Source organism: Paenibacillus sp. FSL F4-0236 (genome assembly GCF_038000135.1).
Lineage (GTDB): Bacteria > Bacillota > Bacilli > Paenibacillales > Paenibacillaceae > Paenibacillus_AQ.
On record NZ_JBBOBK010000001.1, the window covers coordinates 6091211 to 6107519 of the forward strand.

16 protein-coding genes are annotated in these 16309 nt (G+C 45.4%); 1 reads left to right on the forward strand and 15 read right to left on the reverse strand.

Translation table 11 applies throughout. From position 1 onward, the window contains the following. Positions 1-179 precede the first annotated feature (179 nt). The 4 genes from NSQ29_RS27165 to pth all read right to left on the reverse strand — a co-directional run bounded on the left by NSQ29_RS27165 (position 180) and on the right by pth (position 5741). Complete coding sequence (locus tag NSQ29_RS27165; protein WP_042183851.1) at positions 180-1223, reverse strand: peptidylprolyl isomerase; 1044 nt, start codon at positions 1221-1223, stop codon at positions 180-182. Continuing rightward, a complete protein-coding gene (gene mfd / locus NSQ29_RS27170; protein ID WP_042123128.1) occupies positions 1210-4734 on the reverse strand; it encodes a transcription-repair coupling factor in 3525 nt (1174 codons plus the stop codon). The genes NSQ29_RS27165 and mfd overlap by 14 nt, the downstream gene beginning before the upstream one ends. 131 nt (positions 4735-4865) lie before the next feature. After that, complete coding sequence (locus NSQ29_RS27175) at positions 4866-5096, reverse strand: anti-sigma-F factor Fin family protein (protein ID WP_042123127.1); 231 nt, start codon at positions 5094-5096, stop codon at positions 4866-4868. Positions 5097-5180: 84 nt separating this feature from the next. Continuing rightward, positions 5181-5741 (reverse strand): aminoacyl-tRNA hydrolase, encoded by a 561-nt coding sequence (gene pth / locus NSQ29_RS27180; RefSeq protein ID WP_042183849.1) that lies wholly within the window; start codon positions 5739-5741, stop codon positions 5181-5183. Between the two features lie 124 nt (positions 5742-5865). Between pth and NSQ29_RS27185 the strand changes: the two genes are divergently transcribed. Beyond that, on the forward strand, positions 5866-6066 hold the full coding sequence (locus NSQ29_RS27185; protein ID WP_042183847.1) for a hypothetical protein: 201 nt from the start codon (positions 5866-5868) through the stop codon (positions 6064-6066). A 186-nt stretch (positions 6067-6252) separates the two neighbouring features. Here the strand turns inward: NSQ29_RS27185 and NSQ29_RS27190 are convergent, their stop codons facing one another. The 11 genes from NSQ29_RS27190 to NSQ29_RS27240 all read right to left on the reverse strand — a co-directional run bounded on the left by NSQ29_RS27190 (position 6253) and on the right by NSQ29_RS27240 (position 16161). Continuing rightward, complete coding sequence (locus NSQ29_RS27190) at positions 6253-7206, reverse strand: ribose-phosphate diphosphokinase (RefSeq protein ID WP_036678796.1); 954 nt, start codon at positions 7204-7206, stop codon at positions 6253-6255. A gap of 87 nt (positions 7207-7293) precedes the next feature. Beyond that, positions 7294-8694: a bifunctional UDP-N-acetylglucosamine diphosphorylase/glucosamine-1-phosphate N-acetyltransferase GlmU gene (gene glmU, locus NSQ29_RS27195; RefSeq protein WP_042183845.1), complete on the reverse strand. Its 1401-nt coding sequence runs from the start codon at positions 8692-8694 to the stop codon at positions 7294-7296. 272 nt (positions 8695-8966) lie between these two features. Further along, positions 8967-9257 carry a septation regulator SpoVG gene (gene spoVG, locus NSQ29_RS27200; protein WP_042123119.1) on the reverse strand — a complete coding sequence of 97 codons (291 nt, stop codon included), beginning with the start codon at positions 9255-9257 and terminating at the stop codon, positions 8967-8969. Between the two features lie 210 nt (positions 9258-9467). Continuing rightward, positions 9468-10295: a pur operon repressor gene (gene purR / locus NSQ29_RS27205; RefSeq protein WP_042183840.1), complete on the reverse strand. Its 828-nt coding sequence runs from the start codon at positions 10293-10295 to the stop codon at positions 9468-9470. 76 nt (positions 10296-10371) lie between these two features. Further along, a complete protein-coding gene (ispE, locus tag NSQ29_RS27210; RefSeq protein ID WP_042183839.1) occupies positions 10372-11226 on the reverse strand; it encodes a 4-(cytidine 5'-diphospho)-2-C-methyl-D-erythritol kinase in 855 nt (284 codons plus the stop codon). 140 nt (positions 11227-11366) lie between these two features. Then, a complete protein-coding gene (locus tag NSQ29_RS27215; protein WP_042183837.1) occupies positions 11367-11543 on the reverse strand; it encodes a small, acid-soluble spore protein, alpha/beta type in 177 nt (58 codons plus the stop codon). Between the two features lie 184 nt (positions 11544-11727). After that, positions 11728-12003 (reverse strand): biofilm formation stimulator Veg, encoded by a 276-nt coding sequence (gene veg, locus NSQ29_RS27220; RefSeq protein ID WP_019914493.1) that lies wholly within the window; start codon positions 12001-12003, stop codon positions 11728-11730. A gap of 411 nt (positions 12004-12414) precedes the next feature. After that, positions 12415-13317, reverse strand: a complete 903-nt coding sequence (gene yabG / locus NSQ29_RS27225; RefSeq protein ID WP_042183835.1) for a sporulation peptidase YabG — start codon at positions 13315-13317, stop codon at positions 12415-12417. 71 nt (positions 13318-13388) lie between these two features. Further along, on the reverse strand, positions 13389-14273 hold the full coding sequence (gene rsmA, locus NSQ29_RS27230; protein WP_341126510.1) for a 16S rRNA (adenine(1518)-N(6)/adenine(1519)-N(6))-dimethyltransferase RsmA: 885 nt from the start codon (positions 14271-14273) through the stop codon (positions 13389-13391). Further along, positions 14270-14821, reverse strand: coding sequence for a ribonuclease M5 (gene rnmV / locus NSQ29_RS27235; RefSeq protein WP_042183831.1), 552 nt, complete (start codon positions 14819-14821; stop codon positions 14270-14272). Before rnmV ends, rsmA begins: the two co-directional genes overlap by 4 nt. A 176-nt stretch (positions 14822-14997) precedes the next feature. Then, on the reverse strand, positions 14998-16161 hold the full coding sequence (locus NSQ29_RS27240) for a 3D domain-containing protein (RefSeq protein ID WP_076286881.1): 1164 nt from the start codon (positions 16159-16161) through the stop codon (positions 14998-15000). Between the last annotated feature and the right edge of the window lie 148 nt (positions 16162-16309).

Here is a 16309-nt window from a genome sequence, read left to right on the forward strand (position 1 = left end):
ATCGTAATATCTGACCATAGTATTCATCTCTTCCCAGATCCTTATACATAAGCTGACATGTATTAATATCTGCATCAAGATAAAGGCCGTTCTGAAGATGTTTCTTCGAAATAAAAAGCCATCTTCACATTAAGTGAGGATGGCTTTTCTAAGGTAAGCTTGTCCATTTTTACCGATGTTTATTCAGCAGCTTTTGTAGCACTTGGGGATGCGCTTGGCGCTGTAGTGGCTTCTGTTCCGCTATTTTTTGTTCCGGATTCATCTGCGGCAGCAGAGCTCTTCGGCAGATTGATGCTCTCAATAATACCTTCCAGATCTTTCTCCATGAACGCTTCTAGGTTCTTGGACACAATGGAGCTCTTAATGCCTTCTTTTTGTTCATCCGTTAACTGATCAAAGGTTTTGTCGGTACGGGACTCCACTTTGATAATGTGGTAACCATAAGAAGTCTCTACAGGATCACTAATGGTATTCAAAGGCAAGGTTTGAGCAGCCTTCTTAAACTCGTCTACATACGTTCCTACAGCTTTATCTTTATATTCTCCGCCTGTTTCCTTAGAGCTTGTATCGTCAGTGTATTCCTTAGCGATTGCTGCAAAATCAGCTCCGCCGTCCAGCTTTGCCTTAACTTCCTTCGCGATTTTCAGTGCTTCTTCGCTAGTGCGCTCTTTGTTGTTAGCATCTGTCAGACCGATTAGCACATGGCGCAAAGTCGCTACCGTAAAGTCACCTTTTGTAGCTTCAAATTCTTTGACAACCTGATCATCTGTCACTTTAAGCAGCATATCCTGATAAACCGTCAGCACACGCTCCATATAACTATGGATATCGCCCTCTGTAACGTCTGCGTCTTTAAGTGTTTTCTTATAAGTGTCGCCCAGAGCTTTCTTCAAGTCAGCGATTTGGCTATCAGCCTCTTTCTTCGCCTGCTTCTTCGCTTCATCCGTTGCTTTGGAAGCCAAATATTCAAAGCCCACTTCCTGCTTCAAAATAGATTCCTTAAACGCCTCAATCTCTAAATATTGCGCTTGCTGTGGGGAGAGGAATTTCATGATTTTTTGATCCATAGCAAATTCCTTCTCTGTGATTGTTCCACCTTTATAAGTCGCAACTGCCTTGCTATCATCAGCACTACTACCGCATGCTGCTAGCATAGAAAAGGAAACCGCTGCTACCAATGAAACGAGCAGTACTTTCCATGATTTTTTTTTATTTAACGACATTGTGTAGTTCTCCCTTCGATTTAAAAGACTGTTTAGCTTCCTTAAGAAACTGTTCAAGCAAGTCAAGCAGCTGTTTATCACTTAAGTCTTTCGACTTTACTCGGATACTGGCTTTAGCATCTCTATCGAATTGTACACGTCTTTCGAAGCTATTTCCAACTTTGGCGAGTTTGGCCGTATCCAGAGCGCCAAGACTTCCCTCATAGAAATTCAGGGTAACATCATCACCACGTCTGATCATGGAATCAATACCATACATTTTTCCATACACTTTTAGACGAGCCACAGTTAATAGATTAACAACTGCTTCAGGCAGTTCTCCGAACCGATCCAAGAGTTCATCCTCAAGCTCAGAAGCATCATCGAAGGATGTTACTGCCGCAACTTTTTTGTAGATTTCAATTTTCTGGATACTGTCGTAAATATACTCGGATGGCAGATATGCGTCAATCGACAAATCAATGACGGTGTTGCCCTCTTTGAGCGAGGTATCTTCCTCTCCAAGCACAGTAACCTTACGCTTGCGGATCTCCTCCGCCAGCATTTGTGAGTATAGATCAAATCCTACGGATGCAATAAAACCATGCTGTTCTGCACCAAGTAAGTTACCGGCACCACGAATAGATAAATCCCGCATCGCTATTTTGAAACCAGAACCCAGTTCCGTAAATTCCTTAATAGATTGTAGACGCTTCTCTGCCACTTCAGTCAGAACCTTGTCCCGCTGATAGGTAAAATAGGCGTACGCAATCCGGTTGGACCGGCCTACACGTCCACGTAATTGATAGAGTTGAGACAAGCCCATCTTATCGGCATCATGCACAATAAGTGTATTTACGTTAGGGATATCTACACCCGTCTCAATAATACTTGTGCTGACCAGCACATCGTATTCTCCATCAAGAAAATCAAGGATCGTCTTCTCCAGCTCCGCTTCCGACATTTGGCCATGTCCGATGCCTACCCTAGCCTCAGGAACAAGCATAGAAATTTGAGCGGCCATTTCTTGAATGCCCTGCACACGATTATAGAGATAGTAGACTTGACCGCCACGAGCCAATTCACGCTCTACAGCTTCCCTCGTAAGCGTCTGACTATGCTCAACAACATAAGTCTGCACGGGGAAACGGTTCTCAGGCGGCGTCTCAATAACAGACAAATCACGCACTCCCAGCATCGACATATGCAATGTACGAGGAATTGGAGTTGCTGTCAGGGTAAGAACATCTACATTCGTTTTTAACTTCTTCAGCTTCTCTTTATGAGTCACGCCAAATCGCTGTTCCTCATCCACGATCAATAAACCTAAGTCCTTAAATACAAGGTCCTGAGACAATAAACGGTGAGTACCAATAACCACGTCAACCGTTCCTGCCCGAACGCCTTTAATCGTCTCATTCTGCTCCTTACGGCTGCGGAAACGACTTAGGACCTGAATATTTAGCGGATAATTTGCGAAGCGTTCCCGGAAGGTCTCATAATGCTGCTGAGCTAGAATCGTTGTCGGTACCAGTACAGCCACCTGTTTACCTTCAATCGCTGATTTAAAGGCTGCTCGTATAGCTACCTCCGTTTTACCATATCCAACGTCTCCACAAAGGAGCCGATCCATTGGACGATTCTGTTCCATATCCTTCTTAATCTCTTCAATCGCTCGAAGCTGATCCCGAGTCTCCTCGTAAGGGAACATTTCTTCAAATTCACGCTGTTCCTGTGTGTCCTTCTCAAAACCATACCCTGCTGCACTTTGGCGTTCAGCGTACAGTTTGATTAGATCATCAGCAATATCCTGAACGGAAGAGCGGACCTTATTGGTCACCCGCGTCCATTCATTACCGCCTAATTTATATACTTTCGGCTCTTTATCTTCTGAACCGACATATTTCTGAATCAAGTCAATTTGCTCAATCGGAACCGAGAGCTTATCGCCACCCGCATATAAAATATGCATATAGTCGCGATGAATACCGCTGACCTCCAGCGTGCCGATCCCCATATACTTACCGATACCATGGTTCTGGTGAACGACATAATCACCAATTTTCAGCTCAGTATAACTCTTGATCCGTTCAGCATTATCTATCCCTTTGGAGATCTTTCGTGCCTTCCGCTGCTTCTGAGAGAACATCTCTCCTTCAGTGATAACGGCTAAATGAATAGAAGGCAGCTCAAAGCCTGAACCCAGGTTTCCTTGTACGATCGTTGGCTCATCAATGCCGTAGTCGTAAAGGACTCTGCGCACACGTTCAATCCGTTCTTCACTGCTCGCAAGCATCATTACCTTTACACCAGACTTCTGCCAACGCTCCATTTCCGATTTAAGCACATTCATCTGACCATGGAAATCCTGCATCCCACGACTAATAAACCCAAGAATGTTCTGTGGTTGAATGTGTGGGACCTGGCGTAAAAAGATCGACATAAACAGGCTTTGGAACGGACGTTTGTACATCACAACATCTGTCTCAACAGAGAGATCCAGATCCGGCAATGTTTTGCCGTTTTGCATCAGATGGAGGTTCCATTCCGATTCATCTCTTTCGAGCTGTTTCGCCGTTTCAAGCAGTCTTGTCGGCTCATCGAGAATAAGGATCGTATCCTGGGCCATGTAATCAAATAAATGAGAGCGTTCAGGGTATAAAAGACTGATATATTTATAGATTTCAGGAAAATAGGTTCCTTCGCGCAGCATTTCTAGCTCGCGTCCAATTTCTTCTTTTAGACGCAACTTAGCCTGCCGATCCGCCATTTTCTCAAGCTGTCGTTCCAGCATAACCGATGCTTCAGCAGAAGCAGATTCCTGGCGAAACCTGCTCGCTATAATCTCTTTAGCCGGTGTGATCTTCACACTTCGTACTTTATCAATAGAACGCTGATCGACTGGATCAAAAGTTCTGATCGAATCAACCTCATCATCAAATAACTCAACACGATATGCCAAAGGAGAAGTCATTGGATAAAAATCAATAATTCCTCCTCTTACGCTCAGTTCACCGCGATTCTCAACCCGCTCTACTCTTTCATAACCCATTTCGATCATGGACATCAAGAATTCATCCAGAGCAAGCGTTCCATCCTGAGAAACCGTAACCTGTGCCTCTGCCATAACCTCTGGTGCAGGGAGCAGTCTGCGCACTCCCGAGTAGGGAACTACAACAATACCACGGAAGCCCTGAGCACATTTGGTCAGTACATCAATACGCTGGGCTAATGTCTCTGGACTTGAGACAGCCGCTTCCGCAGCCACAAGTTCATTAGCAGGATAGAGCAGAACTCGTTCCGGGGAAAGCGCTTCCTGTAAATCATCGGCCATTTTCTGAGCCGAAAACATATTATGAGTCACCACAAGCAAGGGACGAGCTGTCTCTTCATGCAGTGCTGCAAGCATGATCTGTCTAGCTGAACCTGTAAGCCCCGATATGAGCTGCTCTTTCATACCTGCAGCTACACCCTGGGTGATAGACTGGAAATCGGGATCCTTGGAAAAAGCTTCTATAATACCTTGTAACAACAGGCGCACCTCTCTTACTAAACAGGCTAACGGAAGCCAAAGCCACCGTCACCTATTATGATTGGAATCGAAAAGAAGCCTCAGCTGTAACGCCAAGGCTTGCGGATGACGATAGAGACAGGCGCTATCACCTACTGAAGCGGACTCGTCAGCAGGCTAAGCTCCGGATTATGCTCTAAAGCCTCCTTGCAATAGTCGCAAGTCACCTTTACCGTGATCTCACCTTCTGAATTATACGCTATTATATCTCTGCGCTCCGCAGGGGTCAAGGAATGAAGGCCCAACTGCATTTCTGTTACATCACTTCTATTAATGCTGCCTAGAGATGTCTTGCAGTGCCTACATACATAGTTTATTGCCATCTATATGCCTCCTGAAGGTACTATATACCTTCAGTATGTCCGGGGAGCATCATCTTTAGCCTCATAACCAACAGAGTTTACAGATCAACCATTGAATTTAGCCATCGTCTGTTCGAATGAATTCTGTAAGCTGAACTCCAGTGCATCACAAGTATTAAGGATCATCTGCTTCAGAGGATCGCCTTCCTTTTTAGGAAAAGAAGAGAGAACATAATCCACTATTGCAAAACCCGGTTCAGGGCGAGAAATACCCATGCGTACCCGATTAAAGCTTTGTGTACCTACATGCTGAATGATCGATTTAATTCCGTTATGCCCACCAGCACTACCTTGATAACGCAAGCGAATTTTTCCGATTTCGGTATCCAGATCATCGTAGACGACGATCATATCTTCTAGTTTAACTTTGTAATAATCCATATAAGCGCGAACGGCCTCACCGGACAAATTCATAAAGGTCATCGGTTTAATCAATACGGTTTTGACTCCCCCGATAACCCCTTCACCGATCACGGATTTACATTTGCTTTGGTTGAAGGAAATCCCGTTCTGAGCCGCAAGCTCATCCAATGCCATAAAACCAACATTATGCCTTGTTTTCGCATATTGTGTTCCCGGATTTCCCAATCCGACAATCCATTTCATTATCGAACCTTTCCTTTCCATCGGGCTCTCCGGCAAGAGAAGTCCGTTTTTGGTACAATAGATCTTATCTACATATCTCTGTGCAACCAGAGCGAAATTATACTCCGAAGACAGGTGATAACCTATGCTACATCAAAGTGGAATCTTAACACATCAGCGCGATTTTCAGTACCATATCCAATATGCTGTGCCTGTGGAAATATACAGAGGCGACGTGCACATTGACATTGGTGTATTGACAGCAGTGGACGAAGGATTCGTGGAGCTGCAAGGGACACTCTATAACCGCAGCATATTCACCTTCGTCTCCCGCGCCGGGTATTGAAGCCAGCGCTTCTACCTGCATCACGCCGATAAGGGTTACATCTCCGAGAGTGGAGGTGTAACCCTTTTGTACAATATAAGAATGTATAAGTTTCACGCTATACATTATCCTTATATTTCTCGCATAAACGCTTACCGTCCTTTGGGGACGCCGAAGGCGTTTTTGCTTGCTATTTATTGATTATATTTATTCAATTTCAAACAATTTACTAATCGACAACTCTTCATGAACGCGGATAATTGCCTCACCCATAAGTGGAGCCACGGACAACACTTTGAGTTTAGAAGTTGGGTTCGCGCTGCGAATTGGAATCGTATCTGTCACGATAATCTCTTTAATTGGAGAATTCTCCAGACGTTCATGTGCAGGACCAGACAATACTGGGTGTGTACAGCAAGCGTATACTTCCTTCACGCCGCCTTCCATCAAAGCATTAGCACCAAGTACAATGGTTCCAGCAGTATCGATAATATCATCGATCAGAATGGCTGTTTTACCTTCAATATTACCGATAATGTTCATGACTTCGCTGACATTCGGCTCTGGACGACGCTTGTCTATAATTGCAAGCGGAGCGTTCAGGAAATCAGCAAGCTTTCTTGCACGTACTACACCGCCGTGATCTGGCGATACGACAACTGGGTTCTCGATTTGTTTGGAACGGAAATACTGAGCCAGGATAGGAACTCCCAGCAAGTGATCCACTGGAATATCAAAGAATCCCTGAATCTGCATAGCATGGAGGTCCATCGTAATTACACGGTGGGCGCCGGCTTTTTCAATCAAATTTGCTACCAGCTTGGCCGTAATAGGGTCACGGGAACGAGCTTTCCGATCTTGACGAGCGTAACCATAGTAAGGGATAACCACATTGATGCTTTTTGCGGAGGCGCGTTTGAGTGCATCCACCATAACTAAAAGCTCCATTAGGTTGTCATTAACCGGGCCGCAGGTGGATTGAACAATATACACATGACAACCCCGAACGCTCTCTGACAGCTTGACCTGAATTTCTCCATCGCTAAAACTTGTAGTATGCGATTCACCCATCGGAATTCCGATGTAATCAGCGATTTGACTAGCAAGCTTTGGGTTGGAGTTACAGGTGAAAATCTTTAATTTGGAATCACAATAAGTCATAAAATTTAAACCCTCCGTGACGGAATTTAGCTTTCCAAAGGCGCCGGCGCGGAAATATAAGTCCGTCCGGCGCTTCTTAGCAACGCTTTACGATGGACTCGAGTGGTCTTTCTTCGCTTTTGCACGGGAACGGATCTTCTCTGCATATCCCGGTTTATTCTCCTGCCGTACTCTGGCAACAGCCAGATCGTTCTCTGAAACGGAACGCGTAATTGTCGAACCAGCTACAACAAAAGCCCCCTTGCCCACAGAAACCGGTGCAATAAGGTTAACGTTACTGCCGATAAAGGCATCGTCTTCAATTGTTGTCGTAAATTTATTATACCCGTCGTAGTTAACAGTAATCGCACCGCAACCGACGTTTACATTCTTACCCACAGATGCGTCGCCAATATAGCTAAGATGCGACACCTTAGAACCGTCACCAATCGTAGCATTCTTGATCTCGACGAAATCTCCAACCTTCACTTCTTCTCCAAGTATAGAACCTGGACGCAAATAGGCAAAAGGCCCAACGGTAGTCCGTGCGCCAACTTGTGCTTGATTCAATACGGACTGCTTAATCGTCGCGTCGTCCATGATCTGACAATCTTCGATTTCACTTGCCGGTCCGATCACACAGTTCTCACCGATTACAGTTTTACCCTTCAAGATGGTTCCTGGATAGATCGTTGTATCCGACCCAATGACTACATCTGCTCCGATATATGTGGAGGCAGGATCGATTATGGTTACGCCACCCAGCATATGTTTGCGGTTGATACGTTGACGCATAATACCTTCCGCATCAGATAAAGCTAAACGGTCATTAACACCAATAGACTCGTTAGCATCCTCAGTCTGGAATGCTAGAACAAGATCACCTTGCTCACGCAGAATACTGATAACATCTGTCAAATAATATTCCTGTTGATTATTGCTGTTAGTAACCTTCTCTAAAGCCGAAAATAACTTGATGTTATCAAAGCAATAAATTCCTGTGTTGATTTCATGAATAGCTGCCTGTTCGGCATTACAATCTTTCTGTTCTACGATCTTCATTAAGCCGCCATCTTCACTACGTATAATCCGTCCTAATCCAGATGGATCATCCATTACTGCGGTTAATACAGTCGCTGCCGCCTGACGCTCCTCATGCAGAGCCATCAATCCTATCAGCGTCTCCGATGTAATAAGCGGAGTGTCACCATAAGCAACAATCGTCGTTCCTTCTTCACCACCGAGCAAATCCTTAGCTTGTTTGACAGCGTGACCAGTACCGAGCTGAGTTTCCTGCAGCACGTATTCCGCACTTTGCCCTACATAGGCCTTAACCTTCTCTGCGCCATGCCCAACAACAACAACGGTGCGCTGGCATCCGGTCGCTTCTACTGTATCAAGCACGTGCCCTACCATTGGCTTACCGCAAACGGGGTGCAGCACCTTATATAATTTAGATTTCATTCGCTTGCCTTGACCTGCGGCAAGAACTACAGCCATTCTTTTCAAGAATGCCAACCTCCTACTCTTGAACTCACTACTGAATATATCTCATTCCGGGCAAAAAGAAAAGAGAACCATGAAGTCATGGTTCTCTTTTCTATAAACCCCATGTTAGAAAAGCATTTATCGCTGCCTTTCGAAGATGTCGTCAAATCCTTCACTAGCGCTAGCTTTTCTTGCAAGATCAAGCTGCTTAAGTCATGAAGTATATTCGGTATGATCTTATCAAAAACGGCGGATCCTACGCCACCCAAAAGGTAGCCGTCTTCCGAGGCAGCCTAAGCTCCCTCTTCAATAACTTCTTCTTCTTCTTCAGTAGCGGCGCGATCGTACTCGGCCAGAACCGCGGATTGAATCTTCTCGCGTGTTCCCGAAGAGATCGGGTGAGCGATATCGCGGAATTCGCCATCCGGTGTACGCTTGCTGGGCATTGCAACAAACATCCCGTTATTACCATCGATGACGCGAATGTCATGAACAACAAACTCGTTATCGATTGTAATGGATGCGATTGCTTTCATTCTCCCCTCAGAGTTAACGCGGCGGAGTCTGACATCCGTAATTTGCATGTGTGTGTTCACCACCTTTTTCCATCAGAGACTTGGTGTATAATTCCACACAGCAAAGCGAATTCCTTCTTTTTGATTCCATAAAATACCTAAAAAAGAAATATATTTTTTAGGATCTGTTGTTTTCGACACGCATCGGGTGATTTTCTTAATATCCCTTACGTTTTCGACAATTTCCACGCTTTTTGAAAACAAAGAAACGTCAATCTATCAAGAGGAAAAGTAGTTACCCGGATGCGCGGAAATCCGCCGCTCTTTCGAGTCTACCTCGCTTAGTTTCACTAAAGAAACATAGTCATGCAACAGACGCTCTTCCGTCTCTACTGCACCTGATTCGACCAACACACCCACTCCAGCAACTTCGGCATTGAACTCACCGAGTAAATCAACCATCCCTCGAACGGTCCCGCCTGCCTTCATAAAGTCATCTACAATGAGTACCCGTGATTTCTCCTTGAGTGCTCGTCTAGAAAGAGACATGGTATGTATGCTCTTATGTGATCCAGATACATAATTAATGCTTACTGCTGAACCTTCTGTAACCTGATGATCACGTCGTACCAGCACCACTGGCAAGCCGAGCTGTGCTGCCGTTGCATAGGCTAGCGGAATCCCTTTAGTTTCTACTGTCATCACCACATCGATTTCCGATCCATAAAAGGCCGTTGCGATGATCTTCCCAGCTTGCTCCATCAAAGATGGCAGTCCAAGCAGGTCCGACATATACAAATAACCACCAGGCAATATCCGATCTGTCTGTTCCAGCTGCACACATAAACGTTTAACAAAAGAGAGCGCCATTTCTTTAGGCATCACAGGAATATAACGTACTCCACCTGCTGCACCGGCTAAGGTCTGAAGCTCTCCAATGCCCTCACCTTCAAATACTTCTTTTATGATCGCCAAATCTTCACTGATGGAGGACTTAGCCGCTCCATACCGATCGGCAAATATAGACAGCGGCAGTAGGTCATGTGGCCGCTCAAGTAAAAACTGAGTCATGTCTACCAAACGTTGGCTTCTTTTTAATTTCTTCACGGAATGCTCCTCGCCAAAACCGAATATTTTATGAAAAATATATCACTTTTGTACGGGTTTACACAAGAGAAGCATACTAATTGAGTGATCTCACTGCATAGACTTCCTTGCAGAACCCTCGCAGTCCATTATAAATTCTTGCTACTTTAGACTGCTTGGACACTAAACCGAACACTGTAGGACCGCTGCCGGACATTAACACTCCGTCTGCTCCGAGCTTAACCATCGCCTCTTTGAGCTGCTGGACCTCTGGATGCAGCTTTAGGGTAACATCCTCAAGCACATTGCCCAGATGATTACACACGCCCCCAAAATCTCCAGCTTCGATCGCGTCCTGCATCTTTCGAGCCGAAGGATGAACAGCTATATTATTGCTCCGCACACGTCCGTATACTTCCGCAGTCGATACATTGATAGGTGGCTTAGCTAATACTACCCAGCATTGCGGAGGGTTCTTAATCGGCGTCAGCTTCTCGCCACGACCTGTTGCCAAGGCAGTGCCACCTGTAACGCAGAAAGGCACATCTGAGCCAAGCTCAGCGCCAAGCTCCTGCAGCTCCTGCGCAGGTATACCTAGGCGCCACAGTCGGTTCAGACCACGTAGGGTAGCCGCTGCATCACTGCTGCCGCCAGCCAGGCCAGCTGCGACCGGTATTCTTTTATCCAGATGGATATGTACACCACTCTTCACGTTATAACGCTCTTTAATAAGCCTAGCCGCTTGAAAGGCCAGGTTCTTCTCATCTAGAGGAATATAACCCGCTTGACTTGATATTATAATAGTATCCCTTGGCAGCTCAGACAGCTCTAAACGGTCTGCTAGATCTACCATGGTCATAATCATTTCCACCTCATGAAAACCGTCAGCACGCTTGTGCAGCACATCCAGCATCAAATTAATTTTAGCTGGTGCCTTCTCATACATTTTCAAGGCGTTCACCCACCTTCAGCTTTTCCCGTAAAAACAACTTAACATATTATATGAAAAACTTCTAATGAAGTCCAATAATAAAAGGGTGTCGCCAGTTAGACGCACCCTTTTTCGTTAAATAATTGTTCACACGCTAAAGATTAAGATTTCCGGGCAGCCTCTTCAGCGAGCTGAATCGCTCTTTTTACCATATTACCTGCATCCTTCGCCCGTATTCCTCCCCATCCTTCACGTTCCACAGTTTCGTAAAAACCAAGCTCCTTGGCTAACTCTGTCTTTAGTTCTTCCGACATCATGCCTCGTTTTCTGCGGCTCATTACGGAATTCCTCCCTTATGAAAGAAAATGATAAACCGATTGCTCAATTAGTATGCTTGCTAAGAACAAGGATCATTCACTGAATATTAACCGCCAAAAAAAAAGAAACGGTCGTCCTTTTTGAAGGACAACCGTTTCTGATACAAATAAAAAACAGCCTCCAAAGGAAGCTGCCCGTGAAACATTAAGCTTTAATATACATAATCCGCATCTGCCCATCGTCTTCACATACTGTGATTTCCACAGATTCAGTAAGGATATCGGCATAGCTATAGGAGACTCGCTTGAATGTTTGCTGCTCCTGATCCAGTTTGACAATAAATACAGAAGGGTACGTTTCTTCCAGGACACCGGTGCGTTCTACGGTTTTACGACGACCTCCGTTTGCACGCAACGTGATCTTATGACCGACGTGAGCTTCGAGACTGCGTTTGATTTCCAACAGCGCGTTATTAGCCATTGCCTGACGACCACCTCTTTTCTTGTCCATTATACAACTTCCCCAGGTGTTTGTCAAAGCAAATAAATAATTATAGATGATGAATATTTGGTTGTCAACGGAATTTTTTTGCGGAGAATCAGAGGCGAACTAATAGCCTTGTTATCTGTAATAGGTTTACCACAAAGCAAGAAAAATAACATTGTCGATCTTTAAAGATAACTACCATTTCACACAAGCATAATCGCCTTTGGCGTCCCTATAAGGACGGTTAGCGTTTATGCGGGAAATATAAGGATAATGTATAGCGTGAAACTTATACTTTCTTATATAAAAAAAGGGTTAAGCTCATCGCTCACCCTTTCTTCGCGTTACTCTATTCGGCCACTTCAAATTACCTATTAGCTTTGAAAATAGACCTGTACCTGTCGATTAAATTGCGGAAGGTGTCACTTTTAGTGCTGACAGGTTCTGCAGACGCGGCATCCCAATACGGAAGCTGCCACGGGTCTCAATACCGCCGATTCCCTGATTACCACTAATGGTGTTGTTCAAAACCTCACTCAGATTCACCGTATCCCTAATGGGCGTGAACGACGATTTTGCCGCTACATAAACTGGGTCTAGGGCATGGATCAATATCCGTCCAGGAGAACTGGCGAAGTTCGCCCCTGCCCCCAGCAGTGCTTCAAAATGTGACTGACAAGCACCTGCAACAATCGTCAACGCATCAAAATTTCGCTCATAATCCCTAGCTACCCTAATAGCAGCTACGAAGTTTTGCGAATTTTTATAGCTGCTCAGACTGTGAAGATCGTAAGTATGCTGTTGCTTCAGCACCCCGTCATGACCGGTAATCACCACAATATCTGGACGCACGCGGGGCAGCAGCCGGTATAAAGTGTCAGCCATTGCGGACTCATGAACATGATGACCTTCAGCAGGGATCCGCAATTGCTCGTATAAGCTAAGGCTCTTATTCAAATACGCTGGATCGCCATCCAGATGCAGTACTTTCCCCGGTACTTCAAAATAAGCAGCTTCCTTGGGCGATGGAGCCCATGCTCCTTCTGATAGAGCGCTCCCGCTCCGCTGACTTTGCTCCTGTCGGTCTTTCCGCAGCTGTGTCAGTGATTCATTCGCTTTAATCTGTGCCTGCTGTCCTCGTTCCGTAATTCGGGTAGGAGGCACTTGAACCAAGTCATTCAGAGGAGAATCCGCCAACAGACGGAAATCTGTGCCTTTAATGACGGCTCTGTCCTGCACAATATGATCTACACGAAAAGTCAAATCTCCGCCATAAGATTTACGAACGACCAAGTCTCCTAAATTCATTACAACCACCACCTCTACCCCATCGTATGGGCAAAGGCCTCAGTTGGTTCATAACTAGCTATGTTTTTAGCTTATTCAATTCCAGCAGCCAACAGAACACCGCTCAATCGGGCGTATTCTTCTAGACTTAACGTTTCTCCACGACGGGTTGGTTCAATACCAGCTTCTGCGAGTAAAGCCTCCAGACGCTCACGTCCCTCTTCCGGGAAGTAACGAGCCTTGAGATTGTTAGCAATCGTCTTGCGACGCTGTGTGAAAGAAGCTTGGACGACCTCAAAGAAGTGCTTCTCACTCTCAACTTCTACCGGTGGACGCTCTCTTACCTTTAGACGGATTACAGCGGACTCCACATTAGGTTGAGGAATGAACACCGTACGCGGCACAATGCAGACGAGCTCAGGCTCGCTGTAGTACTGCACGGCAATGCTAAGGCTCCCGTATTCCTTTCCTCCCGGAGAAGCGGCCATACGCTCCGCAACCTCTTTCTGAATCATTACAACGATGTTATCAAGCGGTAGCTTCTCTTCGAGCAGCTTCATCAGAATCGGAGTAGTTACATAATACGGCAGATTGGCAACTACGCTTACCTTGTTCACGGATGCAAAATCTTCTTTGAACAGCTCCTGCAGATTTACATTCAGAACATCATCATTACGAACCTTAACATGCGGATAAGGGGAAAGTACGTCCCTTAAAATAGGAATCAGCCTACGGTCGATCTCCACAGCGGTCACCGCACCAGCGGTTAGCGCCAAACGCTCGGTCAGGGCACCAATCCCAGGACCGATTTCCAATGCCCCTGATTCGCTATCTAGCCCAGCGGCGTCAACAATCTTGTCCAATATATTTTGATCAATCAAAAAATTCTGTCCTAAGCTCTTCTTGAACTTGAATCCATAACGTTGAATAATTTCTTTCGTCCGTTTTGGAGTCGAAATTTCCTCTCTACTACTCATGAAGTAATGCCCCCCTGATCAATTTGGGCGAGAGCTCCGGCAAATTCCTCCCGCGTAATTCCAAACATCGCCAGCCGCTTGTACAGCTGCTTGCCATTACAATATCCGATTCCAAGCAAATTACCAAGTGCCATACGTCTTTCAGCTGCCCGAGGATGTACAAGCATTCCAGCGGCCATTAGATCATCAAGTCCAATTAAAGCAGGTGCACCTTCAAAAGAGGTATGTACATTCCGCAGCGCATGACGAATCGCCTCTGGAGAAGCGTTCTCCACACCAATATCTCCCTTGCGGGTTGCGTCCTTCTCCGGAATGAAGGCATGCTTACAGCCCGGCACCTTTGCGGACACAATCTTACGAATTCGTTCACCCGCGTGATCCGGGTCAGTAAGGATAATCACTCCTCTACGCTCCATAGCAAGCGCGATCTTCGCAATTACGGTCCGGTCTACAGCCGAGCCCCCTGTTTCGATTGTATCTGCTTCTACAGCGCGTTTAACAGCGACGGTATCACTCTTACCTTCAACGACAATTAATTCCTTAATCATATCTCTTGACTCCTTCCAAAAAAAGCAAAAAAGAAGAGGTTTCGCTCCTCTTCTTTTGGTTAAAGAATGTATAAGTGATGAGCGGTTGCTCTGCGATCAACGAAATGATCATCTGGCGTTCCTTAACGGTTATCATCACTATAGCTTATCAAAGAATAATTTGCAAAAGCTTCAGCCTAGTTTAACTCCGGCTTCACAGGTCCAATCACATAAACGGTACGTGATTTACGACCGAAATTACGGACATGGCTCAGTGAATCGTAATAGACATCTACTTTATTGCCTTTAATGGCACCGCCAGTATCTTCTGCTCGGCGGAATCCAAGCCCCTCGATATATACCCACCAGCCAATAGGGATTACATTCGGGTCTACCGCAATTGTACGACCTTCCGTTACGCGTGTTCCGGAGGCAGTTTTGGTACCAATACCTGGCTCTTCTGATGAATAAGCTGTCATGGAGACGTTCTTAATCATCTTCTTGTACTCAAAGTCTACGCCAGCCTTGCTAGTGACGTTATTAGTCTTGGCGCTAACCTTAGCCGTTTTTGAAGTGGTGTTTGATTTGGAAGTTGTTGTAGTCTTAGCTACAGCCGGCTTAGGAAGTGCTTTGGTACCAACGGCAATAATCTTATCTTTCGTTACCGTTTGTACTTCCTTACCAATCATGCGCATAGAGGCCAGTTCTCCGTCTTGGTAGATCTTTTCAATATGCTGAATCATGACGCCTGGTTTGCCTGCCTGTGCCACTCTAACTGTTCCCACAGTAAGGGAGGGGTCTGCTGTCTTGATGACTCTGAAGGGTAAGTTAGTTGATCGCTGTACAGTCTGTTTGTTGATGCGAACAATCTTAACCTCCATGTTTGCAGAAATGGTGGTGTCTAACGAAGGGAAAATCTTATCATGACCTTCTAGGGTAATGCCCATTTTCTCAATTGCTTTACCAATTGTGTCTTCGGTCGTATATAACGTTTTTGTTGCTCCATCCGCAGTAAGACTAATTTTCTGCGCACGATTGATAACGACACGGTCACCGTCTTTTATTTCATCACTCAGTCCTAAAGATAGTTCATCATGCGGCTGCAGCGAAATTTGCTCTTTCTCCAACACATCACCAAGAAGCGCTTCTCGCGTTTCAAGCGTCTGTGTTTGCCCGTCTATTACTAAAAATAATTGTTTGTTACTTTGACCGTGTACGTACAGCAGAATAAGTAGCGCGATAGCGACTGAAATCACGCCTGCAAGTAAAAGTACGCGAGTATTTACTTGCTCCCACCGTAATGCGAAAGACCTGCTGGATGACTGCGAATCATGGGATACTTCTGGTTGGAATACGCCCATTCTCTCCATCCTCCTTACATAGCCCCGTCGTCAATTGTATATCATGAGGACTGAATTCCTTTGACGAAACTATTTGAGATTGTCACAGGACACGCACGTAATAACTTAGCGTCTCCTGCTCATGGATCGCCTGCTCGGCACAGCTACT

Coding starts and splice junctions, on each gene's coding strand:
- NSQ29_RS27165 (WP_042183851.1), bottom strand. CDS start 1,223: ATGTCGTTAAATAAAAAAAAATCATGGAAAGTACTGCTCGTTTCATTG.
- NSQ29_RS27175 (WP_042123127.1), bottom strand. CDS start 5,096: ATGGCAATAAACTATGTATGTAGGCACTGCAAGACATCTCTAGGCAGC.
- pth (WP_042183849.1), bottom strand. CDS start 5,741: ATGAAATGGATTGTCGGATTGGGAAATCCGGGAACACAATATGCGAAA.
- NSQ29_RS27185 (WP_042183847.1), top strand. CDS start 5,866: ATGCTACATCAAAGTGGAATCTTAACACATCAGCGCGATTTTCAGTAC.
- NSQ29_RS27190 (WP_036678796.1), bottom strand. CDS start 7,206: ATGACTTATTGTGATTCCAAATTAAAGATTTTCACCTGTAACTCCAAC.
- spoVG (WP_042123119.1), bottom strand. CDS start 9,257: ATGCAAATTACGGATGTCAGACTCCGCCGCGTTAACTCTGAGGGGAGA.
- NSQ29_RS27215 (WP_042183837.1), bottom strand. CDS start 11,543: ATGAGCCGCAGAAAACGAGGCATGATGTCGGAAGAACTAAAGACAGAG.
- veg (WP_019914493.1), bottom strand. CDS start 12,003: ATGGCTAATAACGCGCTGTTGGAAATCAAACGCAGTCTCGAAGCTCAC.
- yabG (WP_042183835.1), bottom strand. CDS start 13,317: ATGAATTTAGGAGACTTGGTCGTTCGTAAATCTTATGGCGGAGATTTG.
- rsmA (WP_341126510.1), bottom strand. CDS start 14,273: ATGAGTAGTAGAGAGGAAATTTCGACTCCAAAACGGACGAAAGAAATT.
- rnmV (WP_042183831.1), bottom strand. CDS start 14,821: ATGATTAAGGAATTAATTGTCGTTGAAGGTAAGAGTGATACCGTCGCT.
- NSQ29_RS27240 (WP_076286881.1), bottom strand. CDS start 16,161: ATGGGCGTATTCCAACCAGAAGTATCCCATGATTCGCAGTCATCCAGC.